At 69.0% G+C, this 16,715-nt stretch carries 12 protein-coding genes; 3 read left to right on the top strand and 9 right to left on the bottom strand.

Translation table 11 applies throughout. The features are described from left to right. The first annotated feature begins 19 nt into the window (after positions 1-19). Positions 20-1,060 (top strand): helix-turn-helix domain-containing protein, encoded by a 1,041-nt coding sequence (locus DIE12_RS01375; RefSeq protein ID WP_044843148.1) that lies wholly within the window; start codon positions 20-22, stop codon positions 1,058-1,060. 73 nt (positions 1,061-1,133) lie between these two features. Here DIE12_RS01375 and DIE12_RS01370 read toward each other — a convergent pair whose 3' ends face one another. From DIE12_RS01370 to DIE12_RS01345, 6 genes are all read right to left on the bottom strand, one after another. Next, positions 1,134-2,582, bottom strand: a complete 1,449-nt coding sequence (locus DIE12_RS01370) for a heavy metal sensor histidine kinase (protein ID WP_124519523.1) — start codon at positions 2,580-2,582, stop codon at positions 1,134-1,136. After that, positions 2,579-3,274, bottom strand: a complete 696-nt coding sequence (locus DIE12_RS01365) for a heavy metal response regulator transcription factor (RefSeq protein WP_044843022.1) — start codon at positions 3,272-3,274, stop codon at positions 2,579-2,581. The genes DIE12_RS01370 and DIE12_RS01365 overlap by 4 nt, the downstream gene beginning before the upstream one ends. 21 nt (positions 3,275-3,295) lie before the next feature. Then, positions 3,296-4,786, bottom strand: coding sequence for an efflux transporter outer membrane subunit (locus DIE12_RS01360; protein WP_124519699.1), 1,491 nt, complete (start codon positions 4,784-4,786; stop codon positions 3,296-3,298). A 5-nt stretch (positions 4,787-4,791) separates the two neighbouring features. Then, complete coding sequence (locus DIE12_RS01355; RefSeq protein ID WP_124519522.1) at positions 4,792-6,024, bottom strand: efflux RND transporter periplasmic adaptor subunit; 1,233 nt, start codon at positions 6,022-6,024, stop codon at positions 4,792-4,794. Between the two features lie 28 nt (positions 6,025-6,052). Further along, positions 6,053-9,220, bottom strand: coding sequence for an efflux RND transporter permease subunit (locus DIE12_RS01350; RefSeq protein ID WP_124519521.1), 3,168 nt, complete (start codon positions 9,218-9,220; stop codon positions 6,053-6,055). Between the two features lie 239 nt (positions 9,221-9,459). After that, positions 9,460-10,236 (bottom strand): Crp/Fnr family transcriptional regulator, encoded by a 777-nt coding sequence (locus DIE12_RS01345; RefSeq protein ID WP_124519520.1) that lies wholly within the window; start codon positions 10,234-10,236, stop codon positions 9,460-9,462. Positions 10,237-10,432: 196 nt separating this feature from the next. Here DIE12_RS01345 and DIE12_RS01340 point away from each other — a divergent pair, with 196 nt between their 5' ends. After that, a complete protein-coding gene (locus tag DIE12_RS01340; RefSeq protein WP_124519519.1) occupies positions 10,433-12,085 on the top strand; it encodes an acyl-CoA synthetase in 1,653 nt (550 codons plus the stop codon). Between the two features lie 118 nt (positions 12,086-12,203). Here the strand turns inward: DIE12_RS01340 and DIE12_RS01335 are convergent, their stop codons facing one another. Beyond that, a complete protein-coding gene (locus DIE12_RS01335) occupies positions 12,204-12,635 on the bottom strand; it encodes a YqaA family protein (protein ID WP_124519518.1) in 432 nt (143 codons plus the stop codon). A 91-nt stretch (positions 12,636-12,726) separates the two neighbouring features. Then, positions 12,727-13,374 (bottom strand): LysE family translocator, encoded by a 648-nt coding sequence (locus DIE12_RS01330; protein ID WP_124519517.1) that lies wholly within the window; start codon positions 13,372-13,374, stop codon positions 12,727-12,729. Positions 13,375-13,658: 284 nt separating this feature from the next. Between DIE12_RS01330 and DIE12_RS01325 the strand changes: the two genes are divergently transcribed. Continuing rightward, positions 13,659-14,141 carry an Lrp/AsnC family transcriptional regulator gene (locus DIE12_RS01325; protein ID WP_006755380.1) on the top strand — a complete coding sequence of 161 codons (483 nt, stop codon included), beginning with the start codon at positions 13,659-13,661 and terminating at the stop codon, positions 14,139-14,141. Between the two features lie 848 nt (positions 14,142-14,989). Here DIE12_RS01325 and DIE12_RS01315 read toward each other — a convergent pair. Then, a complete protein-coding gene (locus DIE12_RS01315; RefSeq protein WP_124519516.1) occupies positions 14,990-16,642 on the bottom strand; it encodes an IclR family transcriptional regulator in 1,653 nt (550 codons plus the stop codon). Positions 16,643-16,715: the final 73 nt, after the last annotated feature.

The following is a 16,715-nucleotide window of genomic DNA, read 5'->3' as shown; positions in this document are numbered from 1 at the left end:
ACCCATGTGGGGCACGACCATGACGATGCGTCCTATCGCGCGCGCCGCAAGCGGCGACGCGCCCGGCCCGGCGTCCGACAGCCCACCGGATGAGCGGACGAATTCGGCCATCGAGGTGGCGACCGAAGGCTCGCTCAGCCAGCGTATCGAATTCTGGCGCGAGACGATTCTGCGCCTGTTCGCGGACGTGCAGATCGCGGCCGTGCAGAAGGACGATTTCTTCGGCCAGGTGCGACAGCGCAAATGCGAAAAGATGCGAATCTCGGAAATCCACGCGAGCGAGCAGGCCGTGATCCGGCGGTATCGGCAGGCGCGCAGCGAGTATGAGGACAAGTATTTCGGCGTGTTGATGCTCGAGGGCAGCCAATCGGTCGAGCAGGACGGCAAGATCGTCACGCTGCACCCCGGGGATTTCGCGATCTACGACGCGACACGGCCGCACCACCTGCAGTTCGGCCAGTCGTGGCGCGAGATCGTCGTCAGCATTCCCCGCACGACGCTGAACCAGCTCGTCGTCGGGATGGAACACCGCACGGCCAGCCCGACGCAAACCGGCGAGGGCGTCGGCAGCGTCATGCGCGCGTTTCTCGAGCAGATGTCGTCGCAGATCGGTAGCGTGACCGAGGACGAGATGCGGCAGTTGTCGGATACCGCGATCTCGCTGATCGCGATGACGCTCGGGGGCATGCAGCGCAACGACCTCGCGCAGTCGAGGATGAAGGCGTTGACGCTGACGCGTGTGAAGCGGCATCTGCTCGAGCACCTGCACGACCCGGAGCTGAACCCGCTGATGATCGAGCGGTCGATCGGGATTTCGTCGCGGTACATCAACAAGCTGTTCGAGGCCGAGAACACGTCGCTGATGCGTTACGTATGGAACCTGCGGCTCGAACGGTGCGCGCAGGATCTCGTGAATCCGCAATGCGCGGTGCTGCGCGTGTCCGACATCGCGTTGCGCTGGGGATTCAACGACATGTCGCATTTCAGTCGCGTGTTTCGCGAGCGGTTCGCGATGTCGCCGCGGGCGTGGCGCGAGCAGGGCAGCAAGCCACGCGCGTGACGCGTCCCGGGCCGCGTCCGTGGCGGGCACGCGCCGATCGGTAGCGGCGGGATATCGACAGGCGCGGCTGCCGTCAATGCATCGCGCGCGGCGCGTGCGCCGGCCGCAGCGCGTGCGGGTCGCCGGCGTCGGCCGCGCGCAGCGGGCCGCTGCCTCCCGGTTGCGTCGACACCGAGAAGCCGAACGTATTGACGCCGCCCGCGCATGCGACGAACACGCTGCCGCCGTGCATCTCCGCGACGGCCTTGACGATCGACAGCCCGAGCCCGTGATTCTCCTTGCTGTTCGCGCGCGCTTCCTCGAGCCGGTAGAAGCGCTCGAACACGTGCGCGCGCTGCACCGGGTCGATCGGCTCGCCGGGGTTGGCGACCGACACGTCGACGAGCGTATCGCGCGGCGTGATCGTCACGTTCAGCGTCGCGCCAGGCGCCGAATGCTGGATCGCGTTGATCAGCAGGTTGGTCATCGCGCGGCGGAACAGCGACGGGTCGACGGCCGCGCGCGCATCGCCGTGCAGTTCGGCGCGCAACTGCGCTTCGTCGAGCGGAATCTCGAGGAAGTCGAGCATGCGGCGCACTTCGTCGGCGAGCGACACGTGCTTCAGGTCGGTCGCGCGTTCGCCGCGATCGCTGCGCGACAGGAACAGCATGTCGTTGATGATCACGCGCAACCGTTCGAATTCCTCGAGGTTCGACTGCAGCGTCTGGCGCATCCGGTCGACCGAGCGGTCGCGGCTCGTCAGCGCGACCTGGGTCTGTCCGATCAGGATGCTGATCGGCGTGCGCAGCTCGTGCGCGACGTCCGCATTGAACGCCTCGAGCCGCGCGTAGGTCTGCTGGATGCGTTCGAGCGCGCCGTTGAACGACGCGGCGAGATCGCGCAGCTCGGTCGGCAGCGCGTCGGTGTGCAGCCGCTGGCGGCGGTCGGTGGCGCCGATGGCCGCGGCGTCCTGCGACATCCGTTCGAGCGGCGCGAGCCCGAAGCGTGCGACCGCGCGGCTCAGCAGCAGCGTGATGACGGTGGCGATCGCGATCAGCGCGGCGAGTGTCCACGCGAAACGACGCAGCATGCGCTGCGTGCGCTCGCACGACGACGCGACGATCAGCTTCAGGTCGGGGCGCTCGCCGCTGCCTGCGATCGGGACGGTCTTCGTCATCACGTCGTAGCTGCTGTGGTTCAGCGCGTACTGCTGGAACGCGCCGAACGGTTCGCCGACGGGCACGCCGTCGACCGGACGGCCGAAGCGGAAGTCGGCGTCGGGGCTGTCGACCTGGTAGCGCGTCGAACCGTCGGGCGGTTCGAGGTCGGCGAGCTTTTCCTGCATCAGGCGGCCGCGCGCGGCCGTGGTCGCGTGCGACACGATCATCTGCGCGACCTTCGCGCGCGTGTCGATCGTCGCACGCAGTTCGGCGAACAGCTGGCGCTCCATCATCACGAACAGCCCGCAGCCGACCAGCGTGAACACGAGCAGCGACACGATGCCGAACATCGCCGACAGGCGCAGGGTGATCGAGCGTTTCATGCGTGCCGCTCCGCGTCGCCGTCCTCGCGCGCCTCGAGCACGTAGCCCATGCCGCGGATCGTATGCAGCAGCTTCTCCGCGAACGGGCCGTCGAGTTTCGCGCGCAGGCGCTTGATCGCCGTCTCGACGACGTTCGCGTTGCTGTCGAAGTTCACGTCCCACACGAGTTCGGCAATCGTCGTTTTCGACAGCACCTCGCCGCTGCGCCGCGCGAGCACGCCGAGCAGCTGGAATTCCTGCGCGGTCAGGTCGAGGCGTGTGCCGTCGCGGGTCGCGCGCCGGCCGATCAGGTCGACGCGCAGGTCGCCGATCGAGATCAGCGTCGATTCCTGCACGCGCGCGCGGCGCGTGAGCGCGCGCAGCCGCTCGATCAGCTCGAGGAACGAGAAGGGCTTGGTCAGGTAGTCGTCGGCGCCGCCGCGCAAGCCCCGCACGCGATCGTCGACGCGGTCGCGCGCGGTCAGCATGATCACGGGCGTCTGCTTCTGCGCGCGCAACGCGCGCAGCACGCCGAAGCCGTCGAGCTTCGGCAGCATCACGTCGAGCACGACCACGTCGTAGTCGAATTCGACGGCCTTCCACGCGCCGTCCTCGCCGTCCAGCGCGGTGTCGACGACCCAGCCTTCCTCGCTCAGGCCGCTCTTCAGGTATTCGACGACTTTCGGTTCGTCTTCGACGATCAGGACTTTCATGGGTGGGTCCGCGTAACCGGGTTAGGGAGTGACGCTCGTGGCGGGGCGCGGGCCGGCCGCCGCGACGTCGGTCGGCGTGGCGCCGTCCCAGCCGCCGCCGAGCGCTTTCGCAAGAAACACCACGAGCGCCGCGCGCTGGCCCTGGATCTGCACGGCCTGGCGCTCGCTCGTCAGCAACTGCTGCTGGGCCGTCAGCACGTCGATGAACGGCGTCAGGCCGCCCGCATAGCGGTCCTGTGCGAGCGACACGAGCTTGCGCGCGTCGTCGACGGCCGCCGACGCCTGCTGCGCGGCCTCGGCCAGCACCGACAGGCCCGTCACCGCATTCTGCACCTCCTGGAACGCGGTGAGCACGGTCTGCCGGTAATCGGCCTGCGCGGCGACGTAGCCCGCCTGCGCGAAATCGACGCCGGCCTTCAGCTTGCCGCCTTCGAACAGCGGCTGGCTGACCGACGCGCCGATCGACCACAGCAGCGCCGGCACGGTGAACAGGCCGGAGAAGCGCGTCGCGTCCCAGCCGAGGTCCGGCGACAGCGCGATGCGCGGGAAATACGCGGCGCGCGCGACGCCGATCTGCGCGTTCGCCGCGGCCATCGCGCGCTCGGCCGATGCGACGTCGGGCCGGCGCTGCAGCAGGTCGCTCGGCATCCCGGTCGGCAGCGCGGGCGCGTTGATCGGCGCCACGCGCGGCGGCAGCGAGAACGCGGGGGCCGGCGTGCCGACCAGCGTCGCGATCGCCGTCTCGACCTGAGCGCGCTGCTGGATCAGCAACTGCGCCTGCGTGCGCGTCGCGTCGAGTTGCGCGCGCTGCTGCAGCAGGTCGAGGCCGGACACCGCGCCGAGGTCGTGGCGCGCGCTCACGTAGTCGAGCGCCTTTTGCTGCAGGTCGATCGAACGCCTGACGACGTCGATCTCGGTGTCGAGTTCGCGCAGCGCGAAGTAGCTCGATGCGAGATCGGCGCTCAGCACCAGGCGCGCGTTCGCGAAATCGTCGCGCGCCTGCTCGGAGCTGGCCTGCGCGGATTCGACGCTGCGCCGCACGCGGCCGAACAGGTCGAGTTCGTAGCTGACGCTCGCGGCGACCTGGATGTCGTTCTGCACGGTCGACATGCTCTTCGTCGCGTAGTTGGTCTGCGGCCGGTCGGCGGAGATCTTGAAGCGCTGGCCGCTCGCGTTCAGGCCGACGGCCGGATACTGCGCGGACGCGACCGATGCGAGCGTCGCCTTCGCCTGGTCGTAGCGCGCGGCGACGGCCTTCAGGTTCTGGTTGTTGCGCAGCGCGTCGGTTTCGAGCGCGTCGAGCTGCGCGTCGCCGAACGCGGTCCACCACGCCGGGTCGAGCGGCGCACGGGCCGGCGCGGCCGGGTGCCAGTAAGCGTCGGCCGGGTCGAGCCGCCACGCGGCGGGCGTCTCGACGGCGGGGCGCCGGTAGTCGGGGCCGACCGTACAGCCGGCGAGCGTCGCGACCGCGACGACGGCCACGACCGCTGCGGGGGGCAGGCAGGCGCGCAGCGCGCTCACGACTGCGCTCCCGCGGCCGCGGAGGCCGGCTTCACGACCGGCGGCGCCTGCACGATCACGGTGTCGCCGTTCGCGAGCGCATCGCTCGGGTTCGCGACGAGGCGGTCGTGCGGCGTGAGCGGGCCGTCGACTTCGAGCGTCTGCCCGATCGTGCGCGCGACCGTCACCGCCTTCAGGCGCACCTGGCCGTTCGCGTCGACGGTCGCGACCGTCGGCCCTTCGGCCCGGAACAGCAGCGTGTTGGCCGGAATCTGCAGGCGGCCGACCGGCGTCATCGGCAGGGTCGCCTGCACGTATGCGCCGGGCAGCAGCCGCCCGTCCGGGTTCGGCAGCGTGATCTCGATCTGCAGCGAGCGCGTCGCGACGTCGATCGCCTGGGACGTGCGCGTGATGGTGCCGTCGAAGGTCTGGCCGGGCAGTTCTGCCTGCGCGACGCTCACGCGCTGGCCGACCTTCACCTGCTGCGCATAAGCCTGCGGCACCTGCACGTACAGGCGCAGCCGGTCGGCCTGCACGACCGTGAACAGTGCGCGGCCCGCGTTGCCGGAATTGACGAGGTCGCCGACGTCGACGTTGCGCTGCGTGACGATCCCGTCGATCGGCGCGACGATGCGCTGGAAGCCTTTCAGCTCGGTGAGCCGGCGCATGTTCGCATCGGCCGCCGCGAGGTTCGCGGTGCCCTGGTTGAACGCGCCTTGCCGGTCGTCGAGTTCCTGCTGCGACACCGCATCGCGCTGGCGCAGCTGCTGCGCGCGGTCGAACGACGTCTTCGCGAGCGCGAGCGCGGCCTGCGCCTGCTGGCGCTGCGCGGTGGCCTGCGCGAGTTCCTGGTTCAGCTCGGGCGTGTCGAGTTCGGCGAGCAGCTGCCCCTGCTTCACGTGCGCGCCGATGTCGGCCTGCCAGCGCAGCACGTAGCCGCTCGCACGCGCGTAGATCGGCGCTTCGACGAAGCCGCGCAGCGTGCCGGGCAGCGCCAGCTTGCCGCCGGTGGCCGCGTCGACCGGATGCACGACGCTCACGTACTGGCGCGTGTTCTGCTCGGCCACCGCGTCGAGGTGATTCCGGTTCAGCACGTTGACGACGATCGTGCGCGCGGCGCCCGCGGCCAGTAGCACGCCGATCACGATCAGGACGACCCGCCCGCGCCGCGACACCGACGTGCGCGTCGGCAGGTGCATGCCGTGTTCGTCCACCTGGATGCCGACGGAGCTGTGATGTTTCTCTTCCATGAATTGACCGGGTCGATAGGCTAGAAAGTCAGTGTCCGGCCGGGCGCGCGCGCCGGCGGGCCAGCCGCGCATGCACGCCGCCGAACACGAGCGGCACGAACAGCAGCGTCGAAACGGTGGCGAACAGCAGGCCGCCGATCACCGCGCGGCCGAGCGGCGCGTTCTGCTCGGCGCCTTCGCCGAGACCGAGCGCCATCGGCACCATCCCGATGATCATCGCGAGCGCCGTCATCAGCACCGGGCGGATTCGCGTCGCGCCGGCCTCCAGTGCGGCCGTGAGCGGCGGCGCGCCGGCCGCGAGGCGCTGGCGCGCGAACGACACGACCAGGATGCTGTTGGCGGTCGCGACGCCCACCGTCATGATCGCGCCCGTCAGCGCGGGCACGCTCAGGTGCGTGCCGGTGATGAACAGCATCCACGCGATGCCGGCGAGCGCGGCCGGCATCGCGCTGATGATGATCAGCGGATCGAGCCACGACTGGAAATTCACGACGATCAGCAGGTAGACGAGCACGATCGCCATCGCGACGCCCGCGCCGAGGCCGAGGTACGACGTGCGCATCGTCTCGACCTGGCCGCGCACCGACAGGTCGGTGCCGCGCGGCAGCGTCGCGCGCGCGTCGGACACGATGCGGTCGATCGCGCCCGCGACCGAGCCGAGGTCGCGGCCCTCGACGCTCACGTACAGGTCGATCGCCGGGCGGATGTTGTAGTGCGTGATCACCGCCGGGTTCGCGACGGGATGGATCTGCACGAGGTTGCCGAGCAATTGCAGCGGCATGCCGGTGCGCCCGCTCGCGGAAATCGGCGTGCCGAGCAGGTCGTCGATCGACGCGATGCTGTATTGCGGGGTCTGGATCTGCAGCGGGTACTGGACGCCCGAGCGCGGATTGATCCAGAACGACGGGGTCGTCTGGGAACTGCCGGACAGCGAGATCAGCATGTTCTGCGCGACGTTCTGCGCGGAGAGGCTGAGCTGCTGCATGCGCGTACGGTCCATGTCGGCCACCAGGGTCGGTTCGTCGTTGCGCTGCAGTACGTGCACGTCGACGGTGCCGGGGATTTGCCTGATCTTCTTCATCAGGCTGCTCGCGATAGCCATGTTACTCGCGAGATCGTTGCCGAGCACCTGCACGTCGATCGCGGCGGGCTGACCGAAGTTGAGGATCTGCGTGATGATGTCCGACGGCTGGAAGAAGAACTCGACGCCCGGGAAGCGCTGCGGCAGCAGCGTGCGCAGCGTCTGCACGTAGTGCGCGGTCGCGCGGTGGCCCGGCTTCAGCGCGATCATCAGTTCGCCGTCGAGCGTGCCGATCGTGCCGGCATTGCTGTACGACAGGTTGATGCCGCTCACCGGCAGCCCGAGGTTGTCGACGATCGCGCCGAGTTCGTCCGCCGGCACGGTTTCGCGGATCACGCGCTCGACCTGGTCGGCAAGGCGCGCGGTCTCCTCGATCCGGTAGCCGGTCGGCGCGCGCATGTGCAGCCGCAGGTTGCCGGAATCGGCGTTCGGGAAGAAGTCGCGGCCGAGCACGAACACGAGGCTGGTCGACAGCACGCAGAAGCCGAGGAAGCACGTCGCGTAGAAGCGGCGGCGCACCAGCAGCATGCTGAGCAGCACGATGTACCACGCGCGCAGCCGCTCGAACGCGGCGTTGAACGCGTGATGGAGGCGCGCGAACCGCGACGTCGCATGATCGGGGCCGCTCGTGGCCTGCTGCGGGCGGAACAGCAGCATCGCCAGCGTCGGCACGAGCGTGCGCGACAGCACGTAGGACGCGAGCATCGCGAACACCACGGCTTCGGCGAGCGGCACGAACAGGAAGCGCGCGACGCCCGTCAGGAAGAACATCGGCACGAACACGATGCAGATGCACAGCGTCGACACGAACGCGGGCACCGCGATCTCGCCCGCGCCTTCGAGGATCGCGTCGTGCAGATTCGTACCGAGATGCAGGTGCCGCTCGATGTTCTCGATCGTGACGGTCGCGTCGTCGACCAGGATCCCGACCGCGAGCGCGAGGCCGCCGAGCGTCATGATGTTGATCGTCTCGCCGAGCGCGGAGAGTGCGATCAGCGACGTGAAGATCGACAGCGGAATCGAGATCGCGATGATCAGCGTGCTGCGCCAGTTGCCGAGGAACAGCAGGATCATCATCGCGGTCAGCACGGCGGCGATCAGCGCCTCGTGGATCACGCCCTGCACGGCGGCGTTGACGAACACCGACTGGTCGAACAGCGGCGTGATCGTGAGTCCTTCGGGCAGCGTCGGGATCACCTTCGGCAGCAGTGCCTTCAGGTCCGACACGACCTTCAGCGTCGACGCGTCGCCGGTCTTCAGGATCGACATCAGCACGCCGCGCTGGCCGTTCTGGCGCACGACGTTGGTTTGCGGCGCGAAGCCGTCGCGCACCGACGCGACCTCGCGCAGGTAGGTCGTCGCGCCGTTGACGGTCTGGACCGGCAGGCCGTTGATGTCCGCGACCGTGTCGGCCGACGCGTTCGTGTCGATCCGGTACTCGGTCTGACCCATCTTCGCGGTGCCGGTCGGCAGCACGAGGTTCTGCGCGTTGACCGCGTTGACGATGTCGGCGGGCGTGAGGCCCTTCGCGAGCAGCGCCTGCGGATCGAGGTCGATCGCGACCACGCGCGTGCGGCCGCCGTACGGAAACGGGATCTGCGCGCCCGGGATCGTGATCAGTTGCGGCCGCAGGAAGTTGAGCGCGATGTCGGCGAGCGACTGTTCGCTGAGCGTCTTGCTCGACAGCCCGAGCTGGATCACCGGGATGCTCGACGCCGAATAGGTGATCACGAGCGGCGGCGTCGCGCCCTGCGGCATCTGCCGCACGATCGCCTGCGCGGACGAGACCGTCTGCGCGATCGCGGTCTGCACGTTCGCGCCGGGCTGCAGGAACACCTTCACGACCGCGATGCCCGGCAGCGACGTCGACTCGATGTGCTGGATGTTGTTGACGGTCGTCGTCAGGATCCGTTCATGGACGGCCGTGATGCGGTTGGTCATCTCCTTCGCGGAGAAGCCGGTGTAATTCCAGATCACGCTGATGACGGGAATGTTGACCGCCGGCAGGACGTCGACAGGCGTGCGCATCAGCGCGAGCGGGGTGGCCAGCACGATCATGATGGCCATCACGATGAACGTGTAGGGGCGCCTGAGCGCGAGATTGACGATCCACATGGAGGCGGCGGGACAGGCGGTGATCAGGCGGCGGTGAGGGGAACCCGAATGATAGGCGTCGGGGCTGAACGAGTCACTGACACGAAACTGGCGGATTTGTCAGGTTCGGCGCGCGGCGACCGAGGCGACTTCAGGTCGATTGATCGGATGAAAACGCGCACGGACGCCGATGCCCGAAAAAGGCCGCCGCACCGCACGCGCATGCCGCGGCAGCGACGCTTCCGTTCATCGGGCGTCGCTCAGATCTGTTCCATCCCGACCCGCGCGAGCGCGGCCAGGTCGACGACTTCGATCTGGTTGTACGCGAGCCGCAGCACGCCGAGCTTCTCGAGTTGCTGCAACGCCTGGTTGATCCGCTGCCGCGACACGCCGACGAGCATTCCCAGTTCCTCCTGCGAGATCGCGAGCGACGGGCCGGTGTCCGGATACAGCGCGGGGTTGAACAGCTGCGCGAGCGCCTGTGCGACGCGCGCGTCGACATCGAGCAGCCGGCTGTTCTGGATCGACGCGATGAACTCGCCCATCCGGTTGTTCAACTGGTGGATCACGAAGCGCGTGAACGGCAGGCTCGTGTCGAGCAGCGCATGGAACGTGTCGACCGGGACGAACAGCACGATCGAGCGCTGGACGGCGACGACTTCGTACTTGCGCAGCTCGCGCTTGATCACGCTGCCTTCGCCGAACCAGCCGCCCGACGGCACGCCGGAAAACGTGCAGCCGCGCCCCGACGCGTTGAAGATCGCGAGCTTCAGCAACCCGCGATGCACGCCGATCCAGTATTCGGACGGTGCGAGCCGCTGCGCGATCACGTCGCCGGCCTCGTGCTGCTCGGCGCGCGACTGCGCGAGCACGAGCGCCTGGTGTTCCGGCGCCAGCGCGCGGAACCACGCGCACTGGCCGAACAGCACGGACAGGGCGGGCAACGGGCCCGGTTCGAGCGGCGTGTCGGCCGGCGGGCTGGCCGGCGGGCTGACAGCGGCGGCCGCGTCGGGCGGCGCAACGAGGTGGTCGTGCATGGATGCGGGTTTGCGAGGATAGGGATAACGCGCAGCGCTCATGAGGCACTCTGTCGTTTCGATGACAGACGGCTCACAATAGCGCCCGTTAGGCTGTCGGCAATTGAACCACATCAAGACCGGTCGGGGTGCATGCACACTTGCCGGATACGAGGCCGACGCACGCGCCGGTCGACAGAAAACGGGAGACAGGATCATGACGCAGATGTTCGAGGCCGGACTCGGCCGCCGCGATGCCAACTACGTGCCGCTCACGCCGATCGACTTTCTGGTCCGTGCGGCCGAAGTCTACGGCGCGCGCCTCGCGATCGTGCACGGCGACGTGCGGCGCACGTGGGGCGAGACCTACACGCGGGCGAAGCAGCTCGCGAGCGCGCTCGCGCGGGCCGGCGTCGCGCGCGGCGAGACGGTGGCCGCGCTGCTGCCGAACATCCCGGCGATGGTCGAGGCGCACTTCGGCGTGCCGATGGCCGGCGCCGTGCTCAACACGATCAACACGCGGCTCGACATTTCATCGGTGCTGTTCATGCTGCGTCACGGCGAGGCGAAGGTGCTGATCGTCGACACCGAATACGCGGAGCTCGCGCATCGCGCGGCGCTCGAAGTGCCGGGCCTGAAGATCGTCAGCGTTGCCGATGCGATGCCGGCCGACCCCGCGCGCTTCGCCGGCGCGACCGACTACGAGGCGTTCGTCGCGGGCGGCGATCCCGACTACGCATGGACGCCGCCCGCCGACGAGTGGGAGGCGATCGCGCTGAACTACACGTCCGGCACGACGGGCGACCCGAAGGGCGTCGTGTATCACCATCGCGGCGCGTATCTCGCGGCGATCAGCAACATCCTCGAATGGGACATGCCGAAGCACGCGGTGTATCTGTGGACGCTGCCGATGTTCCACTGCAACGGCTGGTGCTTCCCGTGGGCCGTCGCGGCGCGCGCGGGCGTGAACGTGTGCCTGCGCAGGTTCGACGCGAAGACGGTGTTCGACCTGATCCGCCGCGAGCGCATCACGCATTACTGCGGCGCGCCGATCGTACAGAGCGCGATCGCGAATGCGCCGGCCGAGTTGCGCGCCGGCATCGATCACACGGTGCACGCGATGGTCGCCGGTGCCGCGCCCGCGCCGGCCGTGATCGCGAAGATGAAGGAGATCGGCTTCGACCTGCTGCACGTGTACGGATTGACCGAGGTCTATGGCCCGGCGACCGTCTGCGCGAAGCAGGCGCACTGGGACGAGCTGCCCGACGACGAGCGCGCGCGGCTCAATGCGCGGCAGGGCGTGCGCTATCACCTGGAAGCGGGCGCGACGGTGCTCGATCCGGACACGATGACGCCGGTGCCGGCCGACGGCGAGACGCTCGGCGAGATCATGTTCCGCGGCAACATCTGCATGAAGGGCTACCTGAAGAACCCGCACGCGACGGAGGAAGCGTTCCACGGCGGCTGGTTCCATACGGGCGATCTCGGCGTGCTGACGCCGGACGGCTACATCCGCATCAAGGATCGCCGCAAGGACATCATCATTTCGGGCGGCGAGAACATCTCGAGCATCGAGGTCGAGGATGCGCTGTACCGGCATCCGGCCGTCGCGGTCGCGGCGGTGGTCGCGATGCCCGACCCGAAGTGGGGCGAGGTGCCGTGCGCGTTCGTCGAGCTGCGCGAAGGCGCGAGCGCGACCGAGGCGGAGATCGTCGCCCACTGCCGGCAGTTGCTCGCGGGTTTCAAGGTGCCGAAGGTCGTGCTCTTCGGCGAGCTGCCGAAGACGTCGACCGGCAAGATCCAGAAATTCCAGCTGCGCAACGCGGTCGGATCGGACAAGGCGATCGACCTGGCGGGAGACAAGAAGTAACGTCGACGGGGCGTCGTGCGGGCGGACGCCTTGATACGTGAATGCGTCAAGGCGTCAAGGCGTCAAGGCGTCAAGGCGTCAAGGCGTCAAGGCGTCAAGGCGTCAAGGCGTCAAGGCGTCAAGGCACGACGAGCCACGCGATCGCCAGATACCGCCCGACCTTCGCGATCGTCACGATCGCGACGAAGGTCGGCAGCGGCTCGCGCAGCACGCCGGCGATCATCGTCAGCGGGTCGCCGATCACCGGCGCCCAGCTCAGCAGCAGCGACCAGCGGCCATAGCGCCGATACCAGCCCTCGGCGCGCGCGAGCGCGGCCGGTTTCACCGGAAACCAGCGGCGGTCGCGGAAGTGCTCGATGCCGCGGCCGAGTGTCCAGTTGATCGCCGCGCCCGCGACGTTGCCGACGCTCGCCACCAGCACCAGCGCCCACACCGGTTCGCGCCCGGCGAGCAGCAGGCCCGCAAGCACGGCTTCGGACTGGAGCGGCAACAGGGTCGCGGCGACCATCGACACGGCGAACAGGCCGCCGTAAGTGAGCAGTTCGGACATCGCGCGATTGTACTGGTCGTACCGGCCGCGCGTCGGCCGGCGTGGGAGGGCGCGCGCCGCAGCGCGCCACGTCACGCGCGCAGGCGGCCGCTCAATTCCATCCGACCATGATCGCGCCCATCCCGACCAGCAGCCCGCCCGTCACGCGATTCATCGCGCGCATCCGCGCCGGCCGCTGCAGCGCACGGCTCAGCCGGTGCGAGAACAGCGCCATCGACGCGACGCCGCCGGCGAACAGCAGCGCGAAGCTCGCCGCGAGCAGCAGGAATTGCGCGTTCAGGCTCCAGTCGGGATCCGGGACGATGAACTGCGGAAAGAACGACGGAAAGAACAGCAGCGTCTTCGGGTTCAGGCCGGAGGTGGCGACGCCGCGCCAGAACAGCGCGCGTCCGGTGGCGGTGTCGTCGGATGCCGTGTTGCCGGCGTCCGTCGACGCGGCGGGCGCGGTGACCGGCGCCCGGCCGAGCCATTGCTTGCAGCCGAGCCATACGAGGTAGGCGGCGCCGGCCCAGCGCAGCACGGTCAGCGCGTGCTCGTCGAGGTGAACCAGCGAATTCAGGCACAGCGCGGTCAGCGCGAGCTGCAGCAGCACGGCGAGCGTGCCGCCCCAGACGCACGGCAGCGCGCGGCGCCAGCCCGCGCGCAATGCCTGGTTCATCGTGAGGAGGTTGACGGGGCCGGGGGCGTAGATGAGGACGGCGGACGCAGCGAGGAACGACAGATAAAGCCTGAACGACATGACGGGAGTGCGGAAACGGAGGATCAGGCGCCGGCCCGTGCGACCGGGTAGGCGCGCGGGGGGGCGGGACGTTGCATGCCTGCGTGTCCTGCGCCGCAACTCGTGATTGCGGCCAGGCGTCCCGGTGCGAAGGGGTTGTCGCAGGGAGCGTGCCGGACACCAGGCATGGAGAAAATGTATCAAGCGGGCCGGTTAAAAGGCTTCCTGTTTTCCAGCAAAACGCACCCGAAACCGGAAGCCTGTTCAGATAGAATGCGGATTTTCAGTAGAAGATTCTTCCTGTCATGGCTACCCGCGAACGCACGCCGAAAACCCTCGACAACCAGGACCGCAAGATCCTCGGTGCACTGCAAAAAAATGCGCGCCTGTCGAACGCCGAACTGGCCGAACAGATCGGCATGTCGACCACCGCCTGCTGGAACCGCACGCGGCAGCTCGAACTCGACGGTTACATCGACGGCTACGTCGCGCTGGTCAACCAGCGCATGCTCGGCTACGCGGACATCGTGATCCTCGAAGTCACCCTCGATCGCCACGAGGACGATGCGCTCGCGCGTTTCGGCGCCGAACTCGCGGCACTGCCCGAAGTGCTCGAGGCCTACCTCGTATCGGGCGAATACGACTACTGGATCAAGGTCGCGGTGGACGGCACGGCCGGCTACGAACGCTTCCTGCGCGAGAAGCTGTACAGGATTTCGAGCATTCGCCACAGCCGCTCGATGTTCGCGCTGCGGTGCATGAAAGACGTGCCGTCGATTCAGGTGTGAAGACGGGGGCGACGCGCCGCGCGGCGTCGTGACGACGCGGTTCGCGGCGGTGCTGGAGAAGGGTGGGAAGCGGGCTGTCGCGCCCGTTGCGCGCGGCCCGGAGCCGGATACCGGCAGGCCGTGCCCGCGCGGCGGGAAAACGGATGAATCTTCCGTGACGGCCAGGCCCGGCGCGTGGCGCGCAGCGGGCATGCATCGGCTACGCAGCGGCCGGACATTCCGGGAAGCTGCGATCAACACCGTGCCGACAAGTTCGTCGGGACCGGCATCCGCGTATCGACATCGCTGCGACCGTGCTCACAGCGCGTGAGCACCATGCCATCGAGGGTATTCGCCCTTTTTTTGCGACTTCCGTCCGGCGCCTCGTGCCGGACGCGGCGGCCTTTCGGCGCGCGTCCCCGCAAGGCGCATCAGACGGATGGAGATGGCGTGCGGCCGGCTGGCGGCCGGTCGCCGCGCTCAGCGCGGCAGGCGTGCGTGCGCTTCAGCGATGACTGCGCAGTTCTCGAGGTGCAGTGCCCATGCTTCTGCAAGCAGCTCGCCGACACGTGCGAGCCAGCCAGCGGATTGGGTGGAACGATCGGAGACATTAGACGTTTGCATGACGAAGCCCCATGTAGGTGGCGAGTTAGGGATAACCCTAATCATAAAGAAACGTCACCGTCTTGTGAAATGCGATTTCGTTATATGAGAATTACTGACAATTTATGTTGCTGCCGCGCAACATGAGCTGCGCCACCTTCTGCGTGGCGGGCAGGCGTGACGAGACCGCGGCGAGCGCGGCCTCGCATTGACGGGCGAAAACGGAAAGCGGGGCGACGAGAACGGGCGCGGCAGCGGGGCGGCGATTACCCGCCGATCCACCCGAAGCGCCACGACAGGCGGCGCGCCGCGGCGAGCAGCGTATGCGCGAGTTCGCTGTGCGGCCCGCGCGGGAAGCCGCGCGACGAGCCGATGATCGCAATCACGAGCCGGATGCTGCCGGTGTGATCGAACACGGGCGCGGCGATCGTCCCGATGCCCGGCACCGGCGCATCGAATGCGAAATCGAGTTCGTCCGCGCGGATCGTCGCGAGCCGCGCGCGGAACGCGTCGTCGACCTGCGTCGCGCGGCCTGCGAGGCGCACCGGCTCGTCGGCCAGCAGGCCGGCCAGCACGTCGTCGGACATGCCGGCCGCGAAAATCCGCCCGATCGCCGTATTCACGAGCGACATCACCGTGCCGACCTGAAGGCTCACGTGCTGCGGCCGCGCCGATTCCTCGAGACGGATCACGGTCGGCCCGAGCGGCCCGAGCGTCGCCGCGGCCACGCTCAGGTCGGTCGCGGCCGCCAGCGCGACGATTTCGGCTTCCGCATCGCGCGTCGGCGACACGCGCTGCATCGCGATCAGGCCGAGCGCCTGCGCGAGCGGCCCGCCGCCGAAGCAGCCCGCGTCGTCGCGGCTCAGCAGGCCGATCTTCTGCAGGCTCACCAGATGCGGAAACGCCTTCGCGGCCGGCATGCCGGCGGCTGCCGCGAGATCGCGCAACGGCAGCGCACGGCCCGCCGAGACGAGCGCGAGCAGCAACTCGCCCGTGCTGTCGAGCGCGTTGATGCCGCGCTGCGCCTTCGTGTCGTCGGCGAGCGCGGGCGGCATGCGCTGCGTGGCCGGCGGCATGCCCGGCGCGACCGGCGGTGCGTCGCGTCCCGCGTCGAGCGCCGCGGTGGCTTGCCGCGCCGCATCGCGCAGCGCCGTCGCGATCGGGCCGTCCCAGCCGACATCGATGGAGCCGCTCGAACCGATCACCGTCAACGCGAGTTGCAGGCGGCCGTCCGCGTCCAGCACTGGCACGCACATCGCGCTGACGCCGGGGCTCGGCCGATCCACGCCGCGCTCGATCCCGCGCGCGCGGATCGCGTCGAGTTCGGCCTGCCACGCGCGGGCATCGGACGGGGGCTGGTCGCCTTCCGCGCCGGCGAGCGTGGCGCCGGCGCCGGCCTGGCTGGCCGCCATCGCGTCGAGCTGGGCGGGGTCGCCGAACGCGCGGAACACCCGGCCGGTCGCCGTCGTGTCGAGCGACATGACGGATCCGACGTGCAGGTTCACGTGCAGCGGATAGCCGCCGTGCTCGATGCGCACGATCGTGGGCCCGAGCGCGCCCGGCACCGACAGCGCGACGCTCAGGCCGACCGCTTCCGCGAGCCGCGCCGCGTGCGGCAGCGCCGCGCGATAGGCCGGCTGGCGCTCGATCGACATCAGCCCCAGCCGCAGCGACAGCGGCCCCGGCTCGTAGTTGCCGGTGAGCGCGTCGCGCTTCACGAGCGCGAGCCGCGTCAGGCTGACGAGATAGGTGTGCGCCTGCGCGGTCGACAGGTCGGCCGCGGCCGCCAGTTCCGACAGCCCGAGCGGCTTGCGCCGGCGCGCGAGCGCGTCGAGCAGCCGGCCGCCGACCTCGACGCTCTGGATCCCGCGCTGCGCCTTGGGCGGCGCGTCGTCTGCGCTGACTTCGTGGTTCTGCACGCGATGATTCTTCCGTTGACGAAACCCCGCATGGTATCCGACGCCATTTGACGCGCCAGCCCGCAGGTTTACC

Origin of the sequence: Burkholderia sp. Bp9015 (assembly GCF_003853505.1) — a bacterium.
GTDB lineage: Bacteria > Pseudomonadota > Gammaproteobacteria > Burkholderiales > Burkholderiaceae > Burkholderia.
Note: the sequence above shows the minus strand (reverse complement) of the source record. Positions and strands in the feature narration are given on the sequence as shown.

Coding starts and splice junctions, on each gene's coding strand:
- DIE12_RS01370 (WP_124519523.1), bottom strand. CDS start 2,582: ATGAAACGCTCGATCACCCTGCGCCTGTCGGCGATGTTCGGCATCGTG.
- DIE12_RS01355 (WP_124519522.1), bottom strand. CDS start 6,024: ATGGAAGAGAAACATCACAGCTCCGTCGGCATCCAGGTGGACGAACAC.
- DIE12_RS01375 (WP_044843148.1), top strand. CDS start 20: ATGACGATGCGTCCTATCGCGCGCGCCGCAAGCGGCGACGCGCCCGGC.
- DIE12_RS01340 (WP_124519519.1), top strand. CDS start 10,433: ATGACGCAGATGTTCGAGGCCGGACTCGGCCGCCGCGATGCCAACTAC.
- DIE12_RS01325 (WP_006755380.1), top strand. CDS start 13,659: ATGGCTACCCGCGAACGCACGCCGAAAACCCTCGACAACCAGGACCGC.
- DIE12_RS01350 (WP_124519521.1), bottom strand. CDS start 9,220: ATGTGGATCGTCAATCTCGCGCTCAGGCGCCCCTACACGTTCATCGTG.
- DIE12_RS01335 (WP_124519518.1), bottom strand. CDS start 12,635: ATGTCCGAACTGCTCACTTACGGCGGCCTGTTCGCCGTGTCGATGGTC.
- DIE12_RS01365 (WP_044843022.1), bottom strand. CDS start 3,274: ATGAAAGTCCTGATCGTCGAAGACGAACCGAAAGTCGTCGAATACCTG.
- DIE12_RS01345 (WP_124519520.1), bottom strand. CDS start 10,236: ATGCACGACCACCTCGTTGCGCCGCCCGACGCGGCCGCCGCTGTCAGC.
- DIE12_RS01330 (WP_124519517.1), bottom strand. CDS start 13,374: ATGTCGTTCAGGCTTTATCTGTCGTTCCTCGCTGCGTCCGCCGTCCTC.